Raw genomic sequence first — 22,387 nt, 5'->3', positions numbered from 1 at the left:
GAACGGAAGATAAGAACTTAAAAAGTTACACTTTTTATTTTCAATCCACAACCGAAAGTTTTAGGGCTTCAAAACCCGAACCACTTAAAGTAATAAATCGTCAAAACAAAAAAAATCCATTCGTCAAAACGAATGGATTTTTTTATAAAAATATAAAGCTTTTATTAAGCCATATTCTCAACATTTTGTTCCGCTAATTTTGCATACGTTCCGTTTACTAATTTCTCACGGATAGCTTCAAAAGCAGTTAACGTTTCTTCTATATCTGCTAAAGTATGTGTAGCTGTTGGTATCATTCTTAGCAAAATAATTCCTTTAGGTATAACAGGGTAAACCACTATAGATAAGAAGATTCCATAGTTTTCTCTCAAGTCATTTACCATAACCATAGCTTCTGGTATTGAGCCTTCCAAATAAACCGGTGTTACACATGTGTTAGTGTCACCAATGTTAAATCCTTTAGTTTTCAAACCACCTTGTAATGCATTTACATTTTCCCAAAGTTTGTCTTTCAATTCAGACGATTTACGTAATAATTCCAAACGTTTCAATGCACCAACTGTTTGAATCATTGGTAACGCTTTTGCAAACATTTGTGAACGCAAATTGTATTTTAAATAATCAATAATATCTTTATCAGCAGCTAAAAAAGCACCAATACTTGCCATAGATTTAGCAAATGTAGAGAAGTAAACATCAATTCCGTCTTGACAACCTTGTTCTTCACCAGCACCAGCACCAGTTTTTCCTAATGTTCCAAATCCGTGAGCATCATCCACTAATAAACGGAAATTGTATTTTTTCTTCATTTCTACAATTTCTTTCAACTTACCTTGCTGACCACGCATTCCGAAAACTCCTTCGGTAATAAATAAAATTCCACCACCAGTTTCGGTAGCCATTTTTGTAGCACGTTGAAGATTTTTCTCCATGCTTTCAATATCATTGTGTTTGTAAGTAAAACGTTTTCCCATGTGAAGACGAACACCATCTATAATACAGGCATGTGCATCTACATCATAAACTATAATATCATTTTTGGTTACAAGCGCATCTATGCAAGACATGATTCCTTGGTAACCAAAATTTAATAAATAAGCAGCTTCTTTTTGAACAAATTCAGCTAGCTCATTTTCTAATTGTTCGTGTGCATTGGTATGTCCACTCATCATTCTTGCGCCCATCGGATAAGCTGCACCATAAGCAATTGCTGCATCAGTATCAGCCTGACGAACTTCTGGATGATTAGCTAATCCTAAATAATCATTCAAACTCCAATTTAAAATATCTTTGCCTTGAAACTTCATTCTTGGACCTAATTCTCCTTCTAGTTTAGGAAATACAAAATATCCTTCTGCTTGAGAAGCCCATTTACCTAATGGACCTTTATTGTTTTGAATTCTTTCGAATAAATCTTTTACCATCTGATTTTTTTGTTTTTTCAAGTTGCAAAATTAACTATTTTATATATTATTTCATAATTTTTAAGGAGCTAATCGCGCTATCCGTTCCAATCTGTTATTGCGAGTTTGTATTTAGTAGTAAGCAGGAACTTTGTAATCTCGCAATAACAGGATTTCCACTGCTATCACGGCTAGGGCATTCGTTTTCAAAAAAAACATTGTATCTTTGAATTTGATTTTAATTTCAAAAATCAACACTACATTATGTCAACCAATAAAGAACTCAAACTAGCTGTTTTAATCGATGCCGACAATGTTCCATATAGCAACGTAAAAGGAATGATGGAAGAAATCGCAAAGTTAGGAACTCCAACAACCAAACGTATTTACGCCGATTGGACAAAACCAAATGCAAATGGTTGGAAATCTGTTTTACTCGAACATGCCATAACACCAATTCAACAATATAGTTATACTGTCGGCAAAAATTCTTCTGACTCGGCTATGATTATTGATGCTATGGATTTGTTATATTCAGACAAAGTAGATGGTTTTTGTATTGTTTCCAGCGATTCCGATTTTACAAGACTAGCCATTAGATTACGTGAATCTGGCATGAAAGTTATCGGTATTGGCGAAAAGAAAACGCCTAATTCGTTTATAGTTGCTTGTGACAGATTTATCTACATAGAAGTTCTGGACGGTGCGATAAAAAAAACAAGAAAAGTTAGAACTGTAACAAGTAAAACATCCAAGCCAGCTCCAAAGTTAGTTGAAGCAAATACAAGTGAATTGGCGCTTCCAAAAGAAGTTGTAAATAAAATTGACATCAAAACTATTGAACTTATTGAAGACACACTTGAAGCAATAGGCGATGACGATGGCTGGGCTTTTTTGGGTGATGTAGGAAATTTAATTTCAAAGAAAAAACCAGAATTTGATCCGCGTAATTATGGATTTTCTAAACTTACACCGATGTTAAAATCATTAACAGATATTCTCGAAATAGATGAGCGTGAATCGGATAAGAAAGGTATAAAACATGTTTATGTTAGATTGAGATATACGTAATAAAAAACATTTTTTACCTTAATAACTTGATAAATCAATTATGAAACTAGTATTTGCATCCAACAATCAAAATAAAATAAAAGAAATTCAACTTTTAGTACCAAATTCAATAGAAATTATGAGTCTAAAAGATATAGGATGCACAGAAGATATTCCAGAAACTGCTGATACCATTGAAGGAAACGCCATTTTGAAAGCAAATTATGTTACCGAAAAATATGGTTTCAACTGTTTTGCAGATGATTCTGGTTTAGAAATTGATGCTTTAAATGGAGAACCAGGTGTTTTTTCGGCAAGATATGCTGGCGAACCCAAAGATGATTCAAAAAATATTGACAAGGTTTTAAAAAATTTAAAAGATAAAACCAACAAAAATGCCAACTTCAAAACAGTTATCTGTTTAAATATAAATGGAAAACAACACCTTTTTACTGGAATTGTAAACGGCAAAATCATAGAAAATAGAGTAGGAGATAATGGTTTTGGCTACGACCCAATTTTTGTTGCAGATGGTTATTCAAAAACTTTTGCAGAGCTTTCTATTGAAGAAAAATCAACTATTAGTCATAGAGGAAAAGCGGTAAAAAAGTTGGTTGAATTTTGTAAAAATCTATAAAACAATATTTTTCTTGAACACTTTCTAACAATCAATTTTAAATTCAATTATGTCAACTGCTTGAAAATCAAAAAACAACAAATTAGTTTATATTGTTTTTAAAACCTACCTTTGCACCCAATTTTAAAATATAATATGAATAAATTTGAACAATTAGGTCTGAATGAGTCGTTACTGCTGGCGATCAAAGATCTAGGATTTGAGAATCCGTCAGAAGTGCAAGAAAAAGCCATTCCAGTCTTATTGGAACAAGAAACAGACTTAGTCGCTTTAGCACAAACAGGTACAGGGAAAACGGCAGCTTTTGGTTTTCCACTGATTCAAAAAATTGATGCTGAAGACAGAAGTACACAAGCGTTAATTTTATCACCAACGCGTGAGCTATGCTTACAAATCACCAACGAGATTAAACTTTACTCAAAATATGTAAAAGGATTACATACAGTGGCAGTTTATGGTGGCGCAAGCATTACAGAACAAGCCCGAGAAATTAAACGTGGAGCACAAATTATTGTGGCAACTCCAGGTAGAATGCAAGACATGATTAACCGTGGTCTTGTAAACATTAAAAACATCAATTATTGTATTCTAGACGAAGCCGATGAGATGTTGAACATGGGTTTTTATGAAGACATCGTATCGATTTTGTCCGATACTCCAGACGAAAAAAACACTTGGTTATTCTCGGCAACAATGCCTGCAGAAGTAGCCAGAATTGCTAAAAAATTCATGGTTTCGCCAGCTGAAATTACAGTTGGAACTAAAAACTCTGGTTCTGCAACCGTTTCACACGAATTTTACTGTGTAAACGCTCGTGATCGTTATGAAGCGTTAAAGCGTTTAGCAGATGCTAATCCAGATATTTTTTCTGTAGTTTTTTGTAGAACAAAACGAGATACACAAGCTGTTGCAGAAAAATTAATTGAAGATGGTTACAGTGCCGCAGCATTGCACGGAGATTTATCTCAAGCGCAACGTGATGGTGTAATGAAATCTTTTAGAGGTCGTCAAATTCAAATGTTGGTTGCTACTGACGTTGCAGCTCGTGGAATTGACGTTGATAATATTACTCACGTAGTAAATTATCAATTACCTGATGAAATTGAAACCTATAATCACCGTTCAGGAAGAACTGGTCGTGCTGGTAAATTAGGAACTTCTATCGTAATAATCACTAAAAGTGAATTACGTAAAATATCCTCTATCGAAAGAATCATCCAACAAAAATTTGAAGAGAAAACGATTCCTTCTGGAATGGAAATCTGTGAAATTCAATTGTTGCACTTAGCTAATAAAATCAAAGATACCGAAGTTGACCACGAAATAGACAACTATCTTCCTGCTATCAACGAGGTTTTGGATGGTTTGACTAAAGAAGAGTTGATCAAAAAAATGGTTTCTGTAGAATTTAATCGATTCATCAATTACTACAAAAAGAAACGTGATTTATCAGGTGAAAAAGGTGGTGAAAGAAGTGATAGAAGTTCTGAACCAAGAGAAATTAGAGCTGGTGATCCAGTTAGATATTTCGTAAATATTGGTTCAAGAGACGATTTTGATTGGATGCAATTGAAAGATTTCTTAAAAGAAACTTTAGATTTAGGTCGTGATGACGTTTTCAAAGTAGATGTAAAAGAAGGTTTCTCTTTCTTTAACACTGACGGAGAACATACTGATAAAGTAATGGAAATCTTAAATGGTTTTGATCTAAACGGAAGAAGAATAAACGTTGAAATTTCTAAAAATGATGGTGGCGGAAGACGTGATCATAATGGTAGAAGTGGAGGCGGAGAAAGACGTGGCGGTTTTGGTGGCGAAAGAAGAAGTTCTGCACCAAGAAGTGGCGGTTTTGGACCAAGAAAAGAAGGTGGTTTTTCAGAAAGAGCACCAAGAGAAGGCAGTTTTAAAAGTGCAGCTCCAAGAAGAGAACCAGGTGGTTTTGAAAGAGGCGAAAGACCAGCAAGAAGATTTGATTCTTCAAGAACAGAAGGAAGTTCAGAAAGAGCTCCAAGACGTTCGGAAGGTTTTGGTGACGCATCTAGACCAAGAAGACCAAGAAAAAGCTAAGTCATTTAGTTAATTTTCTTATAAAAAATTGAAGACTACAATTTTATCTTATTTGTTTTATTACTTTTATCGTTTTAAAACCCAAATATGAGATATTTTGTAGTCTTTTTTTTAGTTGCACTTGCTAACACCGTTGGAGCGCAAGAAGCCACAACTACTCAATCAATTTCTGGAACAATTGTGAATGAATTCACTTTTATACCAGTTTCCAATGTAAATATTATTAACTTGAATAAAGCAAAAGCAACCGTATCTGATTCAAAAGGATATTTTGAGTTGAGCGCTTCTGTTAATGACACACTACATTTATCTATGGTTGGTTTTCAATCTATAAAAATGCGTGTTACCAATGACTGGATTAAAAATAAAACTACTACAATAAAGTTAACTGAAAAAGCCATTGCGCTTGAAGAAGTAATTATCCAACCCTACATGTTAACAGGTTATCTTGAAATTGATACCAAATTGATTCCTTCAAGAGAAAATTATCGTTATAGTATTTCAGGATTAGAACAAGGTTACGAGGCAGGAGAATATTCGCCTAGTGCTTTTGGAAAAGTTATGGGTTCTCTATTCAATCCAGCGGATATGTTATATAATTTTTTCGGAAAAAAACCTAAAGAGTTAAAACGACTAAAGGAAATGAAGAAAGATCCTTCAGTTAGAGCAATGTTAGAAAATAAGTTCGATAGAGAAACATTATCAATCATACTTGGAGTTGATAAGGACGAAATACCAGAATTGTTGCAACGATGTAATTATTCAGAGGCTTTCGCAAAATCGGCAAATGATTTGCAAATTCTCGAAGCCATCACACAATGCCACGAAGAATATAAAGTTTTGAAGAAAAAATAGGTTATTTTTTTTCAGAATAATATCGTTCCTCAATTCGTTGAATATCTTTAATGGTGTTTTTTGCCCAAAGAAGTCTTTTTTCTAAAATTTCTTCTTCGGATAATTGCCAATTAATGTCTGAAAGTCGCAATCTGTTAGTGATATCTTGGATGATAATTGCTGCCGAAACCGATATATTCAAACTTTCAGTAAAACCAACCATTGGAATTTTCAAATAACCATCGGCTTGGTCAATAATTTCTTGAGAAAGTCCATCTCTTTCGGTACCAAAAAACAAAGCACTTTTTTTTGAAATATCAAATTCATGAATTAGACAAGAATCGTTATGAGGTGTTGTAGCAATGATTTGATAACCTTTGCCTTTTAGTGTATCAATACAATCTTGAACAGCATTAAATCGATTAACATCAACCCATTTCTGTGCACCCATTGCAATTTCTTTGTCAATTCGTTTGCCAAATTTTTCTTCAATTACATTTAGTTCTTGAATCCCAAAAACTTCGCAACTTCGCATTACTGCGCTAGTATTATGCAATTGAAAAACATCTTCTATAGCAATTGTAAAATGGTTGGTACGGTTTTTTAAAACTTCTAAAAAACGTTCTTTTCTTTTTTCGGTAAGTATATTTTCTAAAAAGGCTAAATAGTCTAAATCGATCATTCTCAAAAATATTTTTGCAAAAATAGTAAAACAAGATTTAATAAAAACGAATCTCTATTTTAGAACAAATTCACTAATTTTATAGTCAAATTTTAAACACATAGAAACATAGATAATAATAAACTATATAAGTCGCTTCGCTTTTTATAGATTTTATAGACTATGTGAAAAAAATAACATTTCTATAAAATCTATAGTATCTAATTAAAGTCTGTGTATATATGTGTTTAAAAACTAAATCAATTTTAAAATCTGCGCAAATCCGTGTCATCTGCGTTCCAATATTATGAAAAAGAAATTAGTTGTTTTAACCGGTGCTGGAATTTCAGCAGAAAGTGGCATCAAAACCTTCAGAGATGCCGACGGACTATGGGAAGGTCATGATGTAATGGAAGTTGCTTCGCCCGAAGGTTGGTGTAAAAATAAAGAATTAGTTTTAGATTTTTACAATCAAAGACGAAGACAATTGCAAACCGTTGAACCCAATTTGGGTCACAAAACTTTAGCTAAATTAGAATCTGATTTTGATGTGCATATCATAACTCAAAATGTGGATAATTTGCATGAAAAAGCAGGAAGTTCAAAAGTGTTGCATCTTCATGGTGAATTGCTAAAAGTGAGAAGTACCAAAAACGAAAACTATATTTTAGATTGGAATGGCGATTTAAATATTGGCAATGTTGACCCAAACGGAAATCAACTGCGACCACATATTGTTTGGTTTGGTGAAGCCGTTCCAGCACTAGAAGAAGCAATCGAAATTAGCCAACAAGCTGATTGTTTTGTAATTGTTGGAACTTCCATGCAAGTTTATCCTGCAGCTGGTTTGTTGCACTATACCAATAAAAATGTTCCTATTTTTTATATCGATCCAAATCCAGCCACTATTTATGATTTGTCAAATCCGTTGGAAATAATTCCGATGAATGCAACCGAAGGTGTTCCGTTTTTAAGAGAAAAATTGCGAACAAGAGAATAGAAAATAGAGAATAGAAAATAGATTCCGTGGATAGTCTATTTTCTTTGTTCTATTTTCTATATTCTAAAATCGTTTAACTATTTTTGCACTTTCAAACAACAACACAACAACATGCAACTAACAGAATTAAACGCTATTTCTCCAATTGATGGTAGATACAGAAGCAAAACCGTTTCGCTTTCTCCTTTCTTTTCAGAAGAAGCATTAATAAAATATAGGGTTTTAGTAGAAGTAGAATATTTCATCGCTTTATGTGAAGCCGATTTGCCTCAACTTTCTGATGTAAACAAATCCGTTTTTGAAGATTTGCGTAAAATTTATACCAATTTTTCAACCGAAGATGCACTTTGGATAAAAGAAACCGAAAAAACAACCAACCATGATGTGAAAGCAGTTGAATATTTTATCAAAAGTAAATTCGACGGATTAGGTTTAGAAAAATATAAAGAGTTCATTCACTTCGGGTTAACTTCTCAAGATATCAATAACACTGCCATTCCACTTTCTACTAAAGAAGCATTTGAAAAGGTGTATTTGCCAAGTTTAATTTCGGTAATTGCCAAATTAAAAGAACTTGCAATAGAGTGGAAGGATGTTCCAATGTTGGCTAGAACACATGGTCAACCAGCTTCACCAACCCGTTTAGGAAAAGAAATTTTGGTTTTTGTAGAGCGTTTAGAAGAGCAACTACGATTGTTATTCAATATTCCCTTTGCTGCTAAATTTGGTGGCGCAACTGGAAATTATAATGCGCACCATGTAGCCTATCCAGCAACCGATTGGAAGCAATTTGGAACTGATTTTGTTGAAAATGTTTTAGGATTACAGCATTCTTTTCCAACTACACAAATAGAACATTACGACCATTTCGCTGCTTTTTTCGATGCTTTAAAAAGAATAAATACTATTCTAATCGATTTAGATAGAGATATTTGGACTTATGTTTCGATGGATTACTTTAAGCAAAAAATAAAAGCTGGAGAAGTTGGTTCGTCAGCCATGCCGCACAAAGTAAATCCAATAGATTTTGAAAATTCAGAAGGAAATTTAGGAATAGCCAATGCGATTTTTGAACATCTTTCTGCTAAATTACCTGTTTCAAGATTACAACGCGATTTGACCGACAGTACAGTTTTAAGAAACATTGGAGTTCCAATCGGGCACACTTTAATCGCTTTTGAAGCAACTTTAAAAGGATTGAACAAGTTAGTTTTGAACGAAGTTAAATTTGCTGAAGATTTAGAAAAAAACTGGGCAGTTGTAGCCGAAGCCATTCAAACGATTTTGCGTCGTGAAGGCTATCCAAATCCTTATGAAGCTTTGAAGGACTTGACAAGAACCAATTCTGTTATCAATAAAGAAGCGATTCATAGTTTTATACAAACCTTAAAAGTTTCAGATGAAATTAAAGTAGAGTTGATGCAGATTAGCCCAAGTAATTATTTGGGGATTTAATCTATTTTTTGTTATAATTTCTTTAAATCTGCTTTGGTCTTTTTGATTAAAGCAGATTTTTTGTTATTTTAGTAAAAATTCAAATTTATGTCTATCTTTTTAGCAGCTTCTGCGGTTCATTTACCTGATTTGATAAGTGATTTAGGTTTAATCCTAATTACTGCTGCTATTGCAGTTTTATTATTTAAAATGCTGAAACAACCTTTAGTTTTGGGTTATTTGGTAGCAGGATTTTTAGCAGGAAACAAGTTCGATTTGTTTCCAACAGTTAGAGATATGCATAGTGTTGAAGTTTGGGCAGAAATAGGAGTTATATTTCTCTTGTTTAGCCTTGGACTTGAATTTAGTTTCAAAAAATTGATGAAAGTTGGCGGAACGGCTTCAATAACTGCTCTTACCCAAATAATAGCGATGGTTGCAATTGGTTTCTTTGTAGGTCAATTGATGAATTGGAATAAAATGAATAGCATTTTCTTAGGTGTAATTTTATCAATATCATCCACAACAATTATCTTAAAAACATTTGATGAACTTGGTGTAAAAACTCAAAAATTTGCAGGAAATGTAATCGGTACCTTGATAGTTCAAGACATTGTTGCCATTTTGATGATGGTTCTACTTTCTACAATAGCAGTAAGTCAACAGTTTTCTGGAATGGAATTGTTTTTTTCAGTTTTAAAATTAATTTTCTTTTTAACTATTTGGTTTGTTGTAGGTATCTTCTTTATACCAACATTATTACAAAAGGCAAAGCATTTGTTGACAGATGAAATGATGCTCATAATTTCTTTAGCACTTTGCTTGTTGATGGTTATTTTTGCTGCAAACGTTGGTTTTTCTCCAGCACTTGGAGCTTTTATTATGGGTTCAATAATAGCCGAAACAACACAAGCCGAACACATTGAACATCTAGTAAAACCTGTAAAAGATTTGTTTGGAGCTGTTTTCTTTGTTTCTGTTGGAATGTTGATTAATCCTGATACGTTAGTAGAGTATGCACTACCTGTCGCAATTTTGACATTGGTAGTTATTTTTGGGCAGTCAATTAGTTCAACAATTGGCTCGTTGCTGTCTGGACAACCTTTAAAACAATCCATTCAAGCTGGAATGAGTTTGTCGCAAATAGGCGAGTTTTCGTTTATTATTGCCACTTTAGGAACAACGCTAAAGGTTACTAATGATTTTCTTTACCCAATTGTGGTTGCTGTATCTGCAATTACAACATTTACAACACCTTTTATGGTAAAATATGCGGTGCCTTTTTCTGATTTTTTAGAGAGAAAATTACCAAAACGTTGGGTAAAACGAATTAAACTATATAGTTCCAATACGGAAGAAATTAAGTCCGAAAGTAATTGGAGAATTGTTTTAAGAAGTTATTTGACACAAGTCATCATTCATTCAATCATTATAATTGCAATAATTTTACTTTCTTCTAATTATTTGCTGCCATTAGTACAAGATTCAAAATCGGGAAATGTTATTGCAGCTTTGATTACTGTTATAATTTTATCTCCATTTTTATGGGCTTTGTCGCTCAGAAGAGTAGCAGTGAAGCAAGTTCAAATATTGATGGAAGAAAAAAAACACCAAGGACCAATAATAATGTTAGTTTTTTTTAGAATAGCGCTTACCTTATTTTACATTGGATTTGTTTTGAATACATTTTTTTCTGCTGGAATTGCTTTTATTGCTTTTCTAGTTGCAGTTTCTGCTTATATAATATTTCCTAAAAAGCTACATGCTATTTATCAAAAAATTGAAACTCATTTTATGTCAAATCTTAATAACAGAGAAATAAAGAAAGAAAATAAAAGACAAAACACACTTTCACCTTGGGATGGTCACATGACAGAGTTTCAAATTGCACACGAATCAAACTTGGCTGGCAAAACACTTCAAGAACTTGCTATTAGAGAACAATTTGGAATTAATATCGCTTCAATAAAAAGAGGTGATATAATGATTAATATTCCAACACGAACTGAGCGTATTTTTCCAGGTGATGAAATTAGTGTTATTGGAACAGATGATCAGGTTAAAGATTTTAAAGTTTTTCTAGATAAAAATGAAATTGATATTCCAGAAACTGTTGAAGAAACAGATATAATTCTGCAAAAACTCGAATTAAAAAATAGAGTTTGCATAGGAAAAACAATAAGAGAATCTGGTATTAGAGAAAAAACACATGGAATTATAGTAGGTGTTGAGCGCAACGGAAAGCGAATTCTTAATCCAGAATCACATTTAGTTCTAGAAGATAGTGATATCTTATGGATTGCAGGTGAAAAGAAAAAAATTGCCAATTTTATGAAGGCTTAAAATGTCAATTTCTAAATTTTATTGAATTAAAATTTCAATATCATTTAAACTTTTATTTTGTCTACTTCTACCTAATACTTTTGACAATACAATATTTGGAATGTTAAATGGAAACGGGTAAACTTCTAAAATTGAATCTTTCACAACAATATCATTATAGTTATGGACAGATATTTTAAATTTTGCATATTCATTAATCTGGAAAGTATAGAATCTTACAGCTTTTTTTCTAAACTTAAAATCTCTTGCTTTAAGATATTTTTCTTTTAATTCAATCTCTTCTTTAGTTTCATTATTTACAACTTGAATGTAAAAATTTGGATTTACTTCTACATGATGACCACCAAGAATATAGATAACATAAGAACCATAAAATAGTTCTGATTCTATTGTTTTTTGAATATTGAATTTTAAATTCATAAATGGCACTTTAAATAAGATTCCTTCGGAATGACAAACTGTAAACTGAAAGCTGCGACTGAAAGCTAAAAATTATCTCGAATAATTAGGAGTTTCTTTAGTAATAGTCACATTATGCGGATGACTTTTACCAATTCCATTAGTTGTAATTCTGACGAATCTTCCAGTTTCTTGTAATGTTGGAATATCTTTTGAACCACAACAACCTATTCTACTCAATGTTCGTCTACAAATTGTTGCATACTTTCGTTGAGTTTAACTTTTGGTATGTCGTTTTCTTGAAATCGAGCCATTTAGTATTTAATAATTAACTTGTGGACTATTTTTTTATCATTTCGGTTAGGCTAAGAATTTCTTTAAAAACATAAAAAATTATAACTTTATTATATTTTTCTACTTATTGTTTGATAAATTTTAACAAAGTAGTTTTTTCATTATCAGCTTTAATTTCGATAAAAAATAAACTAGATTTTAAATCTGAAACATCTATATTTTCAAGACCATTTTGCTTATTGATTATTACTTTACCTAAAATATCTATTATTTTTATTTGCTTTATTATGTCATTACTGTACGATTTTATTGTTATAAAATCATTTGTTGGATTTGGATATACTAAAAAGTCATTTTTTTTAAATTCATTTGTATCTAAAACCAAAGTAGTAGGGCAATCAATGTTTATTGGAACTAATGAATTATCTTGGGTATTGTTCCCTAATTGTCCATCGTTATTAAAACCCCAACTTGAAAGGTTATTTGCAACTGTTCTTGTTGCAATACTGCAGGTGCCACTCATGTTTATAGATTTCCAGTTGGTGACTGTACCAATTTGATTAGGGCTTAATCTATCTATTGTAGTGCCATCTCCAAGATTTCCGTAAAAATTTCTACCCCAAGTCCATAAAGTACCGTTGGTTTTTATTGCTCCAGAGGTATGTCTGCCTGTTGTTGCTGTTAGCCAATTTGAATCCAAACCAATTTGCGTTGGTATTGTATTAAAGTTTGTAGATCCATTACCCAGCTCTCCATAACTGTTTTGTCCCCAAGACCATAAAGTGCCATTAGTTTTTACAGCCACGACATGAGCGTAATTTGTGTTTACTTCTTTCCAATTCGAATCAGTTCCAACTTGTGTTGGCGAATTAAATATTATCGCAGGGTTAACATTATTTTGTCCATTTAAACCGTAGGCATCACTTCCCCAGCCGTATAAAGTTCCGTTTGTTTTAATTGCTAATGATACTAAACTTCCAGCAGTTATTGAAGCCCAATCCGTATCTGTGCCAATTTGAACAGGTGTTGATCTGTAGGTTGTAGTACCATCGCCAAGTTGACCATGAATATTATCGCCCCAAGCCCAAAGCGTCCCATTTGTTTTAATAGCCAAACAATGTTCAGTACTTACCGCAATTTTTGCCCAATTGGTATCTGTACCTATTTGTGTTGGAGTTAATTTTGAAATTGTAGTTCCGTCACCGTGAATACCGAATTGATTTCTACCCCATGCATAAAGTCTTCCGTCGCTTTTTATACCGAAAGAATCATAACGAATAGTAGCACAAGTGACCCAATTTGAAGCAGTACCTATTTGAGTCGGAATTAGTCTACTATCTGTAGTTCCGTCACCTAATACTCCGTATTGATTATTACCCCAACCCCAAAGTTTTCCATTTGCAGAAACTCCTAAAACTTGAAAATTATCTGCATCTAATGTTTTCCAGCATTGTTGAGAAAACGAGTTATTAGTAATTGCTATCAAACATAGAATTTGTAAAATTTTTTTCATTGTTTTATTTTTAATTCAATTTAATTTTACCTAGAATAATTAGGAGCTTCTTTTGTAATAGTCACGTTATGAGGATGACTTTCACCAATTCCACTAGCTGTAATTCTAACAAATCTTCCCGTTTCTTGTAATGTTGGAATATCTTTTGAACCACAATAACCCATTCCAGCTCTTAATCCTCCAATGAATTGTTGCATGCTTTCGTTGAGTTCACCTTTGTAAGGAACACGACCCACAATTCCTTCTGGAACCAGTTTTTTTACATCGTCTTCAACATCTTGAAAATAGCGATCTTTTGAACCATCTTCCATGGCTTCGATTGAGCCCATTCCGCGATAAGATTTGAATTTTCTTCCTTCAAAAATAATGGTTTCTCCAGGCGATTCTTTTGTTCCAGCTAAAAGTGATCCTAGCATAACACAATCAGCACCAGCAGCAATAGCTTTTGGAATATCACCAGTATAGCGAATTCCACCGTCAGCTATTACTGGAACACCAGTACCACGTAAGGCAGCAGCAACTTCTAAAACAGCAGAAAATTGAGGAAAACCAACACCTGCAACTACTCTTGTTGTACAAATAGAACCTGGTCCAATTCCAACTTTTACAGCATCTGCACCATTTTGAGCTAAGTACAATGCTGCTTCTGGTGTAGCAATATTTCCAACCACAACATCAAGGTTTGGAAATTTAGCTTTTACTTCTTTTAAAACAGAAACAACACCTTGCGTATGTCCGTGCGCTGTATCAATAATTACGGCATCTACACCTGCATTTACCAATGCTGTTGCTCTTTCAAGTACATCTGCTGTTACACCAAGTGCAGCGGCAACTCTCAAACGACCAAATTTATCTTTGTTAGCTATTGGTTTTTGAGCCAGTTTTGTAATATCTCTAAAAGTGATTAGTCCAACTAATTTATAATCAGCATCAACCACTGGAAGTTTTTCAATCTTGTTTTCTTGTAAAATGCCTTCAGCTTCTTGCAAAGTAGTTCCAACAGCAGCTGTAACCAAATTTTTTGAAGTCATTACTTCTAAAATGGAACGAGAATTTATTTTTTCGAAGCGTAAATCTCTATTGGTTGCAATTCCTTTTAAAATTCCATTTTCATCCACAACTGGAATTCCACCAATTCCAAATTCTTTCATTGCCATTTTCGCGTCACCAACAGTTGCAGTTAATGGTAAAGTTACGGGATCAATAATCATTCCGGCTTCGGCACGTTTTACTTTTCTAACTTTGGCAGCTTGTTGTTCAATCGTCATATTTTTGTGCAAAACACCAATTCCGCCTTCTTGTGCCATTGCTATTGCCATAGAACTTTCAGTAACTGTGTCCATTGCTGCAGAAACTATAGGAACGTTTAAAGTAATATTTCTAGAAAATTTAGATTGAATACTAACTTCGCGCGGTAAAACTTCAGAATAATTTGGGATTAGCAGTACATCGTCGTAAGTAAGTCCTTCTCCAACGATTTTAGTTGTGTGTGCTTTCATTGCAATTTGTAGTTGTAGTTAAATTGCGTGCAAATATAGTTAAAAGTTAGGAGTGGAGTTTGTAATTTATATTTTTTTTAATAAAAGCTATTTTATTTTAAAATTTTTCTCAATTGCTTTTATCATTTCACCTGCAATATCTTTATTAGTTGCGCCTTCAATACCTTCGAGTCCTGGAGAAGAGTTGACTTCAAGTAATAATGGTCCTTTGGAAGAGCGAATAATATCCACACCAGCGACTTTTAAATCCATTGCTTTCGCTGCTTTGATTGCAATTTTCTTTTCATCGACAGTTGGTTTGATAACAGAAGCTGTTCCTCCCATATGTATATTGGCTCTGAATTCTCCCGGAGCTGCTTCACGTTGAATTGTTGCGACAACTTTTCCATCAACTACAAACAAACGCAAATCTTTTCCATCTGCTTCTTTTATAAATTCTTGAACAAGTATATTAGCATTTAGACTTTTAAAAGCATTAATAACTGATTCTGCTGCTTTTTTTGTTTCGGCTAAAACAACACCTTTTCCTTGAGTACCTTCGAGTAATTTTACAATCAAAGGTGAACCACCAACCATTTTTATCAAATCATCGGTATCTAAAGGTGAATTGGCAAAACCAGTTGTTGGAATATCAACACCATGATGTAACAATAATTGTAATGAAAATAATTTATCTCTAGATTGTGTTATTGCAGCAGCAGAATTTAGGCAAAAAACATCCATTGCTTCAAATTGTCTTGTTAATGCACATCCATAAAAAGTAATACTTGGTCTAATACGAGGAATAACCGCATCAAAATTATCGAGAATTTTTCCTCCACGATAATGAATTTCAGGTTTATCGGCATCAAGTTTCATGTAACATTCTTTGATATTTAAAAAATGCATTTTATGACCACGCATAAGTCCAGATTCCATTATTCGCTTGTTGCTATAAAGTTCGGGATTACTTGCTAAAAGTCCAATTCGTAATCCTGTCTTATTTGCTAATGCTTCCGGATATAAATCAACCAAATTTTCTGTTGTAGTTTCACCAAGAATATATTTTTGTTCAGGATCAACTAGAATTCTTCCACTCATTGCTTCTCTTCCTAAAAGCATTCTGAATCCCATTGAATCTCTGTTGGTCAAAGTCATTTCAATAGGCCAAGAGTCGTTTGCAATGGTTATATTTGTTTGAATTACATAACGTTGTTCTCTAAAACCACTTGAACTTTTTACAATTCTTTTATCAATAAGTAATGCTTCACAATGAATAACAGTTTTTAGATTATTTTGAATCGGATTGATGTCAAATTTCACCCAGTTTTCACCATCTTTTACAAAAGGAGCAATATTAATAGCATGCAAAGCAGATGTTTTTGCACCTGAATCTACTCTGGCTTTTATGGCAGGAATTCCTAAATCAAGAAACTTGCACCATTCTTCACTACCTAATATTAATTTATTTTGAGGCATCATATTGAAAAATTTAATTTGCCGAAAATACTATTTTTAATGTTAACGAATGTTTAATTTTTATAAATTAGTTTAATAAAAAAAATCCCGTTAGCTATGAGTTAACGGGATTTTGTATAATTAATTGAATTTGTATCTGATACCTAAAGCAATATCAGGACCAAAACTATCATCTCTATATGAATCTGAATCAAAATATAATTCTGGACGCATATCTAAGGACAATTGTAAAGGAAAATCAAAGTTATATTCAATACCAATGCCTCCAGCAGCAAAAAGGATAGTTCCATTATCATCAATTCCTTTATAATCATAACTCCAAGTTCCAACACCACCACCAACACCAGCATACCAATTGAAGCCTCCATCAATGTTCCAAACCCATTGGTATAATCCAGCAATTTTTAAAGCATCAACATTATTCGAATTACGCCAACCTAAGTCTAATTCAAGTCTGTTATTACTTTTTAACCCTCTTTGGTATGAAACTTCACCACCAAAACCATCGCTATCTCCTAATCTTAAACCTAAAGCGTTCTTTGAAATGTCTTGAGCCTGAGTGCTAAATGCTATTCCAGTTAGCATAAAAGCTGATAAAATAAGTTTTTTCATGTTTTACAATTTTGTTTACTAATTTATTTCTACAAATTTATAACGCAACTTATTAGCCAATCTTATATATTTAATTAAAAAGTTTATATTTTTCACATGTTTAGAATAATTTTATTCTTTAAACCAAAAAAACTATATTTGTTCAAAACTAATACGAATGGCAGGCAATAGTTATGGAACACTTTTTAGAGTAACCACATTTGGAGAATCTCATGGCGAAGCACTTGGCGGAATAATAGATGGTTGTCCAGCTGGAATTGAATTAAATTCAGAAGCAATTCAGCATGAAATGCAACGCCGTAAACCAGGTCAATCTTCAATAGTTACCCAAAGAAAAGAAGAAGACGAAGTACAATTTTTATCAGGAATTTTTGAAGGAAAAACGACTGGAACTCCAATCGGATTTATAATTCCAAATACCAATCAAAAGTCAGACGATTATTCACATATCAAAGATAGTTATCGACCAAGTCACGCCGATTATGTTTACGAAAAAAAATATGGCATTCGCGATTATCGAGGTGGTGGAAGAAGTTCAGCGCGCGAAACAGCAAGTAGAGTAGTAGCTGGAGCAATTGCAAAACAAGTTATAAATGAAATTAAAATAAATGCTTTCGTTTCATCAGTTGGAGAAATTTTCATTGACAAACCCTATCAAGCTCTTAACTTTTCATTGACAGAAACTAATGCGGTTCGCTGTCCAGATTTGGCAACAGCCGAAAAAATGGAAGAATACATTAAAGAAATCAAAAAACAAGGTGATACTGTTGGCGGAACCATAACTTGTGTAATTCAGAATGTTCCAGTCGGTTTGGGCGAACCCGTTTTTGACAAACTACATGCCGAATTAGGAAAGGCAATGTTGTCAATCAATGCTGTAAAAGGTTTTGAATTTGGAAGCGGTTTTTGTGGCGCTAAAATGAAAGGTAGCGAACATAATGATTTGTATAACGAAGATGGCACAACCAAAACCAATCTTTCTGGCGGAATTCAAGGCGGAATTTCTAACGGAATGGATATTTATTTTAGAGTAGCTTTCAAACCTGTGGCAACTTTAATTCAGAAGCAAGAGGTATTAAACAATCAAAATCAACTAATTGAACAACAAGGAAAAGGTCGTCACGATCCATGCGTTGTTCCTCGAGCTGTTCCTATTGTCGAAGCAATGGCAGCAATTGTTTTAGCCGATTTTTATTTAATCAACAAAATATATTAATTTTTTTAGGAGCTATTTCCCGCTATCCGTTGCAATCTTTTCTTTTTTAAAGAAAAAAAGAAAAGGATTTCCACTGCTATCGGGGCTAGTTTAAGTAAATCAAAACAAACCATGACTTCAATTCAACCAAACGAAACACCAAAAAAATCGTTAGTATCCAATCTTACTTTTCAAATTCTTATTGCAATGGTTCTTGGAGCCATTTTAGGAATTTTTATTCATAACAATTATACCGAAGAGGCCGCTAAAGAGTTTAGTGGTTACATCAAAATGTTAGCTACCGTTTTTATTCGATTGGTGCAAATGATAATTTCGCCATTAGTATTCACTACACTAGTTGTCGGAATCGCAAAACTTGGTGACATAAAAGCCGTTGGTCGAATAGGAGGAAAGGCACTAGGCTGGTTTTTTACAGCTTCATTTATTTCACTTTTAATAGGAATGTTTTGGGTAAACGTTTTGCATCCTGGAACTGGTTTGCAATTATCCGATGTAGATGCATCAACTGCTGCTGAAGTAACTGATAAGACACAAAATTTTTCGGCACAAAATTTCATCGAACATATTATCCCAAAAAGTATTGTCGAAGCAATGGCAACCAACGAAATACTTCAAATAGTAATTTTTTCCATTTTCTTCGGATTAGCTGCTGCTTCAATTGGAGATTATGTAAAACCTGTTGTAAATGCTTTAGATAAAACATCGCATATCATTCTTAAAATGGTAAATTATGTAATGAAGTTTGCTCCAATAGGTGTTTTTGGAGCTATTGCAGGAGTTTTTGCTATTAGAGATTTGCAAGAATTACTTATAACATATGCCAAATTTTTTGGTTCGTTTTTAGTTGGAATTTCTTCACTTTGGCTGGTATTATTACTAGTTGGATTTATTTTTCTAAAAAGCAGAATGAAAACGTTGTTACAACACATCATAAGTCCACTAATAATTGCCTTTGGTACAACAAGTTCTGAAGCTGTTTTTCCAAAATTGACAGAAGAATTAGAACGTTTTGGTGTAAAAGATAAAATAGTTTCTTTCATGTTGCCTTTGGGATATTCCTTTAATCTTGATGGAAGTATGATGTATATGACATTTGCTAGTATTTTCATAGCGCAAGCCTACGGAGTTCATCTTGACATGGGAACACAAATGACTATGCTATTAGTCTTAATGCTTACCAGTAAAGGAATTGCTGGTGTACCAAGAGCAAGTTTGGTAGTAGTTGCCGCAACCTGCGGAATGTTTGATATTCCAATAGAAGGAATTGCATTAATACTACCAATTGACCATTTTTGCGATATGTTCAGAAGCGCAACCAACGTTTTAGGAAACGCACTTGCAACAAGTGTTGTAGGAAAATGGGAAAAAGAGGACTGAAATTAAAAAAAAAATTATACTTTAGCAAAATATTTAAAAACTACAACTATGAAAAAACTTTTACTTTCAGCGTTAATTCTTGTTGGAATTAATGCAAATGCTCAATTTCCTGCACCATATTGTGCAAATACATTTACAAATGGTGTTGAACCTATTACTTTGGTTAATTTTGCAGGTATTAATAATACTTCGCCAAATACACTCGCAACAGCGCCGCATCAAGACTTCACAGCAATAGTTGGAAATGTTATTGCAGGAAATACTTATCCAATTATCGTTAAAGGTAATACAGATGGTAATTACAACAGTAATATTTCTCTTTTTGTTGATTGGAATAGTGATAATGATTTTTTAGATGCTGGTGAATCTTATAATGTTGGAAGCATTGCGAACTCTACTGGTTTAGATGCTGTTCAAGCTACAACTTCAATCTTAGTACCTGGAAATGCAACCGCTGGTAACAAAAGAATGAGAGTTATTAAAAAATATAATAATGGAACAGTATTCCCTTTGCCATGTACTACAGGAGCAGGATTTGGACAAGCCGAAGATTATACTTTAGCGGTAACTGTGCCATCATGTATTTCTCCATCTGGAGGTAGTGCTTCGGTTAATACTACATTATTAACTGCAGATTTAACATGGACATCTGGAGGAGCAAATAGTGAAATTGTTGTTCAATTAGCAGAAGAACCTGCTCCGTCTGTTGCTCCAAATACAGGAACAAATGTTGCAGGAAGTACTTATCAAGCTACAAGTTTGTTTGCTGATACTTTATATGAATTTTATGTGCGTACTGAGTGTGTTGATGGTGTTGAATATAGTGCTTGGGCTGGTCCTTTTGCATTTAATACCTTTTTGCCTGCAAGTTGTACAACAGTAATTTATCCAGCAAATGGTGCTACTGGTATACCAGCAGGAACTACTGCGACTCCAGTTCCATTAACTTTTGCCTGGGATGAAGTTCTTGAAGCTGTTTCATATAATTTATACTACGGTACAAGCGCAACTGGTTCAGCAACAATTTTATTATCAAATTATACAACAACAACAGCAACAATAAACATTACAGGTTATAACGCATTGTTTTATTGGAAAATTGTTCCAATCGGACCAGGTGGAGCAGCTGTAGGGTGTACTGATTGGACATTTACTACTGGAGCCGATCCACTTGCAAATGAAACTTTTGATTATAAAAACATTGCTGTTTATCCAAACCCAGCTACAAATGTGGTTAACATTTCATCTAAAAATAACGGAATCAATTCTGTTGTTATGACTGATGTTAATGGAAGAACTGTTAAAAATGTAAACGTTGCAAGTGCAACTGAAGCTCAAATCAACATTTCTGATTTAGCAGCAGGAGTTTACATGATGAAAATAACTTCAAATGAAGGAACAACAACTAAAAAAATTATTAAAGAATAATTTCTGTTATATTATTTTAAAAACCTCTAATCACTATGATTAGAGGTTTTTTCATTTATAGAGAGTTTATATTTTGTATGTTTGTAAAAATTTTAAAAAGAAATATTATGAAAAAACTTTTACTTTTATTGATTTCGATCTTTGGGTTTACAGTTAATGCACAAAGTCTTTTAGTTGAAGATTGCTCTTCATTAACTGTTGGCGATGTAGGAACAGATTTAACAGGAGCAACACTTGGTCAAGGTGTTTGGAGAATTTTTGCACCAACTGGTACTCCTTTATCGCATATGGCAGTTGTTGATATGGGTGGTGCTTACGGAAATGCTTTTCAGTTAACTGGTCCTGCTACTAATACTGGTACACGATATATCTATAATGAAACCATCGCTGATACTTGGACTTCTAGAGAAGTAGGAAACGAAATTGCAGAAGTTACTTATGATTTTTTTACTGGACCAGTTTCTACAAGTAAAAATACCCAGAGAATTGTTTTTTTCAATCCAACTGGTGGATTAATTGGAGGTATTTCAGTTCAAATGGATTCAAAAGAAGTTAGAGGACTTGCAAGATATGATAATGCTGGTACAATACAAAATATTGCATTTGGTTTAGGAGCAACTGCTGCAACTCCTATATTGTTGAGTCCAAATACTTGGTATAAATTGGGATTTAGTTTTAATAAAACTACAGGAGAGATCAAATGGAAAGAAGGAAACGGATTGTTTAATGTTTCGAAAATAGGTGTTTCTGCTGGACTTAATGTTGATAATTTAAGTATTCTGGCAACAGGAATATTATTTACTGGTGAAACAAATACTATTTCAAGTGTTGGCGTTTTTGATAATATTACTGCAACTGCTACAGCAACAGACACATTATTAGCGATTGATTCAGTTGAAGTTTCTGCTTCAAATTTTGAAGCATATCCTAATCCTGCTACAAATGTGGTTAACATTTCATCTAAAAATAATGGAATCAATTCTGTTGTTATGACTGATGTTAACGGTAGAACTGTTAAAAATGTAAACATTGCTGGTACAAACGAAGCTCAAATCAATATTTCTGATTTAGCAACAGGAGTTTACATGATGAAAATTTCTTCAAACGAAGGAACAACAACTAAAAAAATTATCAAAGAATAATTTAGTAGTTCAAACAGAAT

The 22,387-nt window shown here is 33.3% G+C and carries 19 protein-coding genes; 11 read left to right on the top strand and 8 right to left on the bottom strand.

The genetic code is table 11. The features are described 5' to 3' along the window. Positions 1-164: 164 nt before the first annotated feature. Complete coding sequence (locus O9267_RS08460) at positions 165-1,424, bottom strand: pyridoxal phosphate-dependent aminotransferase family protein (protein WP_298178232.1); 1,260 nt, start codon at positions 1,422-1,424, stop codon at positions 165-167. A 243-nt stretch (positions 1,425-1,667) separates the two neighbouring features. Here O9267_RS08460 and O9267_RS08455 point away from each other — a divergent pair, with 243 nt between their 5' ends. The 4 genes from O9267_RS08455 (at position 1,668) to O9267_RS08440 (ending at position 6,012) form a co-directional block, all read left to right on the top strand. Then, complete coding sequence (locus O9267_RS08455) at positions 1,668-2,474, top strand: NYN domain-containing protein (RefSeq protein WP_298178124.1); 807 nt, start codon at positions 1,668-1,670, stop codon at positions 2,472-2,474. A 40-nt stretch (positions 2,475-2,514) separates the two neighbouring features. After that, the gene (locus O9267_RS08450; RefSeq protein ID WP_298178122.1) at positions 2,515-3,090 is read left to right on the top strand and encodes a non-canonical purine NTP diphosphatase; all 576 of its coding nucleotides are present in this window, start codon (positions 2,515-2,517) and stop codon (positions 3,088-3,090) included. 135 nt (positions 3,091-3,225) lie between these two features. Beyond that, positions 3,226-5,157, top strand: coding sequence for a DEAD/DEAH box helicase (locus O9267_RS08445; protein ID WP_298178120.1), 1,932 nt, complete (start codon positions 3,226-3,228; stop codon positions 5,155-5,157). 87 nt (positions 5,158-5,244) lie between these two features. Next, positions 5,245-6,012, top strand: a complete 768-nt coding sequence (locus O9267_RS08440; protein WP_298178118.1) for a carboxypeptidase-like regulatory domain-containing protein — start codon at positions 5,245-5,247, stop codon at positions 6,010-6,012. A 1-nt stretch (position 6,013) separates the two neighbouring features. Here the strand turns inward: O9267_RS08440 and O9267_RS08435 are convergent, their stop codons facing one another. Continuing rightward, positions 6,014-6,673, bottom strand: a complete 660-nt coding sequence (locus O9267_RS08435) for an RNA methyltransferase (RefSeq protein WP_298178116.1) — start codon at positions 6,671-6,673, stop codon at positions 6,014-6,016. A 286-nt stretch (positions 6,674-6,959) separates the two neighbouring features. Here O9267_RS08435 and O9267_RS08430 point away from each other — a divergent pair, with 286 nt between their 5' ends. The 3 genes from O9267_RS08430 to O9267_RS08420 all read left to right on the top strand — a co-directional run bounded on the left by O9267_RS08430 (position 6,960) and on the right by O9267_RS08420 (position 11,429). Next, complete coding sequence (locus tag O9267_RS08430; protein WP_298178114.1) at positions 6,960-7,652, top strand: NAD-dependent deacylase; 693 nt, start codon at positions 6,960-6,962, stop codon at positions 7,650-7,652. A gap of 111 nt (positions 7,653-7,763) precedes the next feature. Beyond that, positions 7,764-9,107 carry an adenylosuccinate lyase gene (gene purB, locus O9267_RS08425; RefSeq protein WP_298178112.1) on the top strand — a complete coding sequence of 448 codons (1,344 nt, stop codon included), beginning with the start codon at positions 7,764-7,766 and terminating at the stop codon, positions 9,105-9,107. An 87-nt stretch (positions 9,108-9,194) separates the two neighbouring features. Continuing rightward, on the top strand, positions 9,195-11,429 hold the full coding sequence (locus O9267_RS08420) for a cation:proton antiporter (protein WP_298178110.1): 2,235 nt from the start codon (positions 9,195-9,197) through the stop codon (positions 11,427-11,429). An 18-nt stretch (positions 11,430-11,447) separates the two neighbouring features. Here O9267_RS08420 and O9267_RS08415 read toward each other — a convergent pair whose 3' ends face one another. The 6 genes from O9267_RS08415 to O9267_RS08390 form a co-directional block, all read right to left on the bottom strand. Next, positions 11,448-11,849 carry a hypothetical protein gene (locus O9267_RS08415; protein ID WP_298178107.1) on the bottom strand — a complete coding sequence of 134 codons (402 nt, stop codon included), beginning with the start codon at positions 11,847-11,849 and terminating at the stop codon, positions 11,448-11,450. A 72-nt stretch (positions 11,850-11,921) separates the two neighbouring features. Further along, entirely contained in the window at positions 11,922-12,068 is a 147-nt protein-coding gene (locus O9267_RS08410) for a hypothetical protein (RefSeq protein ID WP_298178105.1), read from the bottom strand. Positions 12,069-12,246: 178 nt separating this feature from the next. After that, positions 12,247-13,635: a T9SS type A sorting domain-containing protein gene (locus O9267_RS08405; RefSeq protein ID WP_298178103.1), complete on the bottom strand. Its 1,389-nt coding sequence runs from the start codon at positions 13,633-13,635 to the stop codon at positions 12,247-12,249. 26 nt (positions 13,636-13,661) lie between these two features. Further along, positions 13,662-15,134 carry an IMP dehydrogenase gene (guaB, locus tag O9267_RS08400; RefSeq protein ID WP_298178101.1) on the bottom strand — a complete coding sequence of 491 codons (1,473 nt, stop codon included), beginning with the start codon at positions 15,132-15,134 and terminating at the stop codon, positions 13,662-13,664. An 87-nt stretch (positions 15,135-15,221) separates the two neighbouring features. Then, the gene (rimK, locus tag O9267_RS08395; RefSeq protein WP_298178231.1) at positions 15,222-16,592 is read right to left on the bottom strand and encodes a 30S ribosomal protein S6--L-glutamate ligase; all 1,371 of its coding nucleotides are present in this window, start codon (positions 16,590-16,592) and stop codon (positions 15,222-15,224) included. 120 nt (positions 16,593-16,712) lie between these two features. Then, positions 16,713-17,204, bottom strand: coding sequence for a hypothetical protein (locus O9267_RS08390; protein WP_298178099.1), 492 nt, complete (start codon positions 17,202-17,204; stop codon positions 16,713-16,715). A gap of 157 nt (positions 17,205-17,361) precedes the next feature. Here O9267_RS08390 and aroC point away from each other — a divergent pair, with 157 nt between their 5' ends. The 4 genes from aroC to O9267_RS08370 all read left to right on the top strand — a co-directional run bounded on the left by aroC (position 17,362) and on the right by O9267_RS08370 (position 22,367). Further along, positions 17,362-18,420 carry a chorismate synthase gene (gene aroC, locus O9267_RS08385; protein ID WP_298178097.1) on the top strand — a complete coding sequence of 353 codons (1,059 nt, stop codon included), beginning with the start codon at positions 17,362-17,364 and terminating at the stop codon, positions 18,418-18,420. 111 nt (positions 18,421-18,531) lie between these two features. Beyond that, positions 18,532-19,797 (top strand): cation:dicarboxylase symporter family transporter, encoded by a 1,266-nt coding sequence (locus O9267_RS08380; protein WP_298178095.1) that lies wholly within the window; start codon positions 18,532-18,534, stop codon positions 19,795-19,797. A 48-nt stretch (positions 19,798-19,845) separates the two neighbouring features. Then, the gene (locus tag O9267_RS08375; RefSeq protein WP_298178093.1) at positions 19,846-21,225 is read left to right on the top strand and encodes a T9SS type A sorting domain-containing protein; all 1,380 of its coding nucleotides are present in this window, start codon (positions 19,846-19,848) and stop codon (positions 21,223-21,225) included. Positions 21,226-21,332: 107 nt separating this feature from the next. Continuing rightward, positions 21,333-22,367: a T9SS type A sorting domain-containing protein gene (locus tag O9267_RS08370; RefSeq protein ID WP_298178091.1), complete on the top strand. Its 1,035-nt coding sequence runs from the start codon at positions 21,333-21,335 to the stop codon at positions 22,365-22,367. Positions 22,368-22,387 lie beyond the last annotated feature (20 nt).

This window comes from Flavobacterium sp., assembly GCF_027531705.1.
GTDB lineage: Bacteria > Bacteroidota > Bacteroidia > Flavobacteriales > Flavobacteriaceae > Flavobacterium.
Note: the sequence above shows the minus strand (reverse complement) of the source record. Positions and strands in the feature narration are given on the sequence as shown.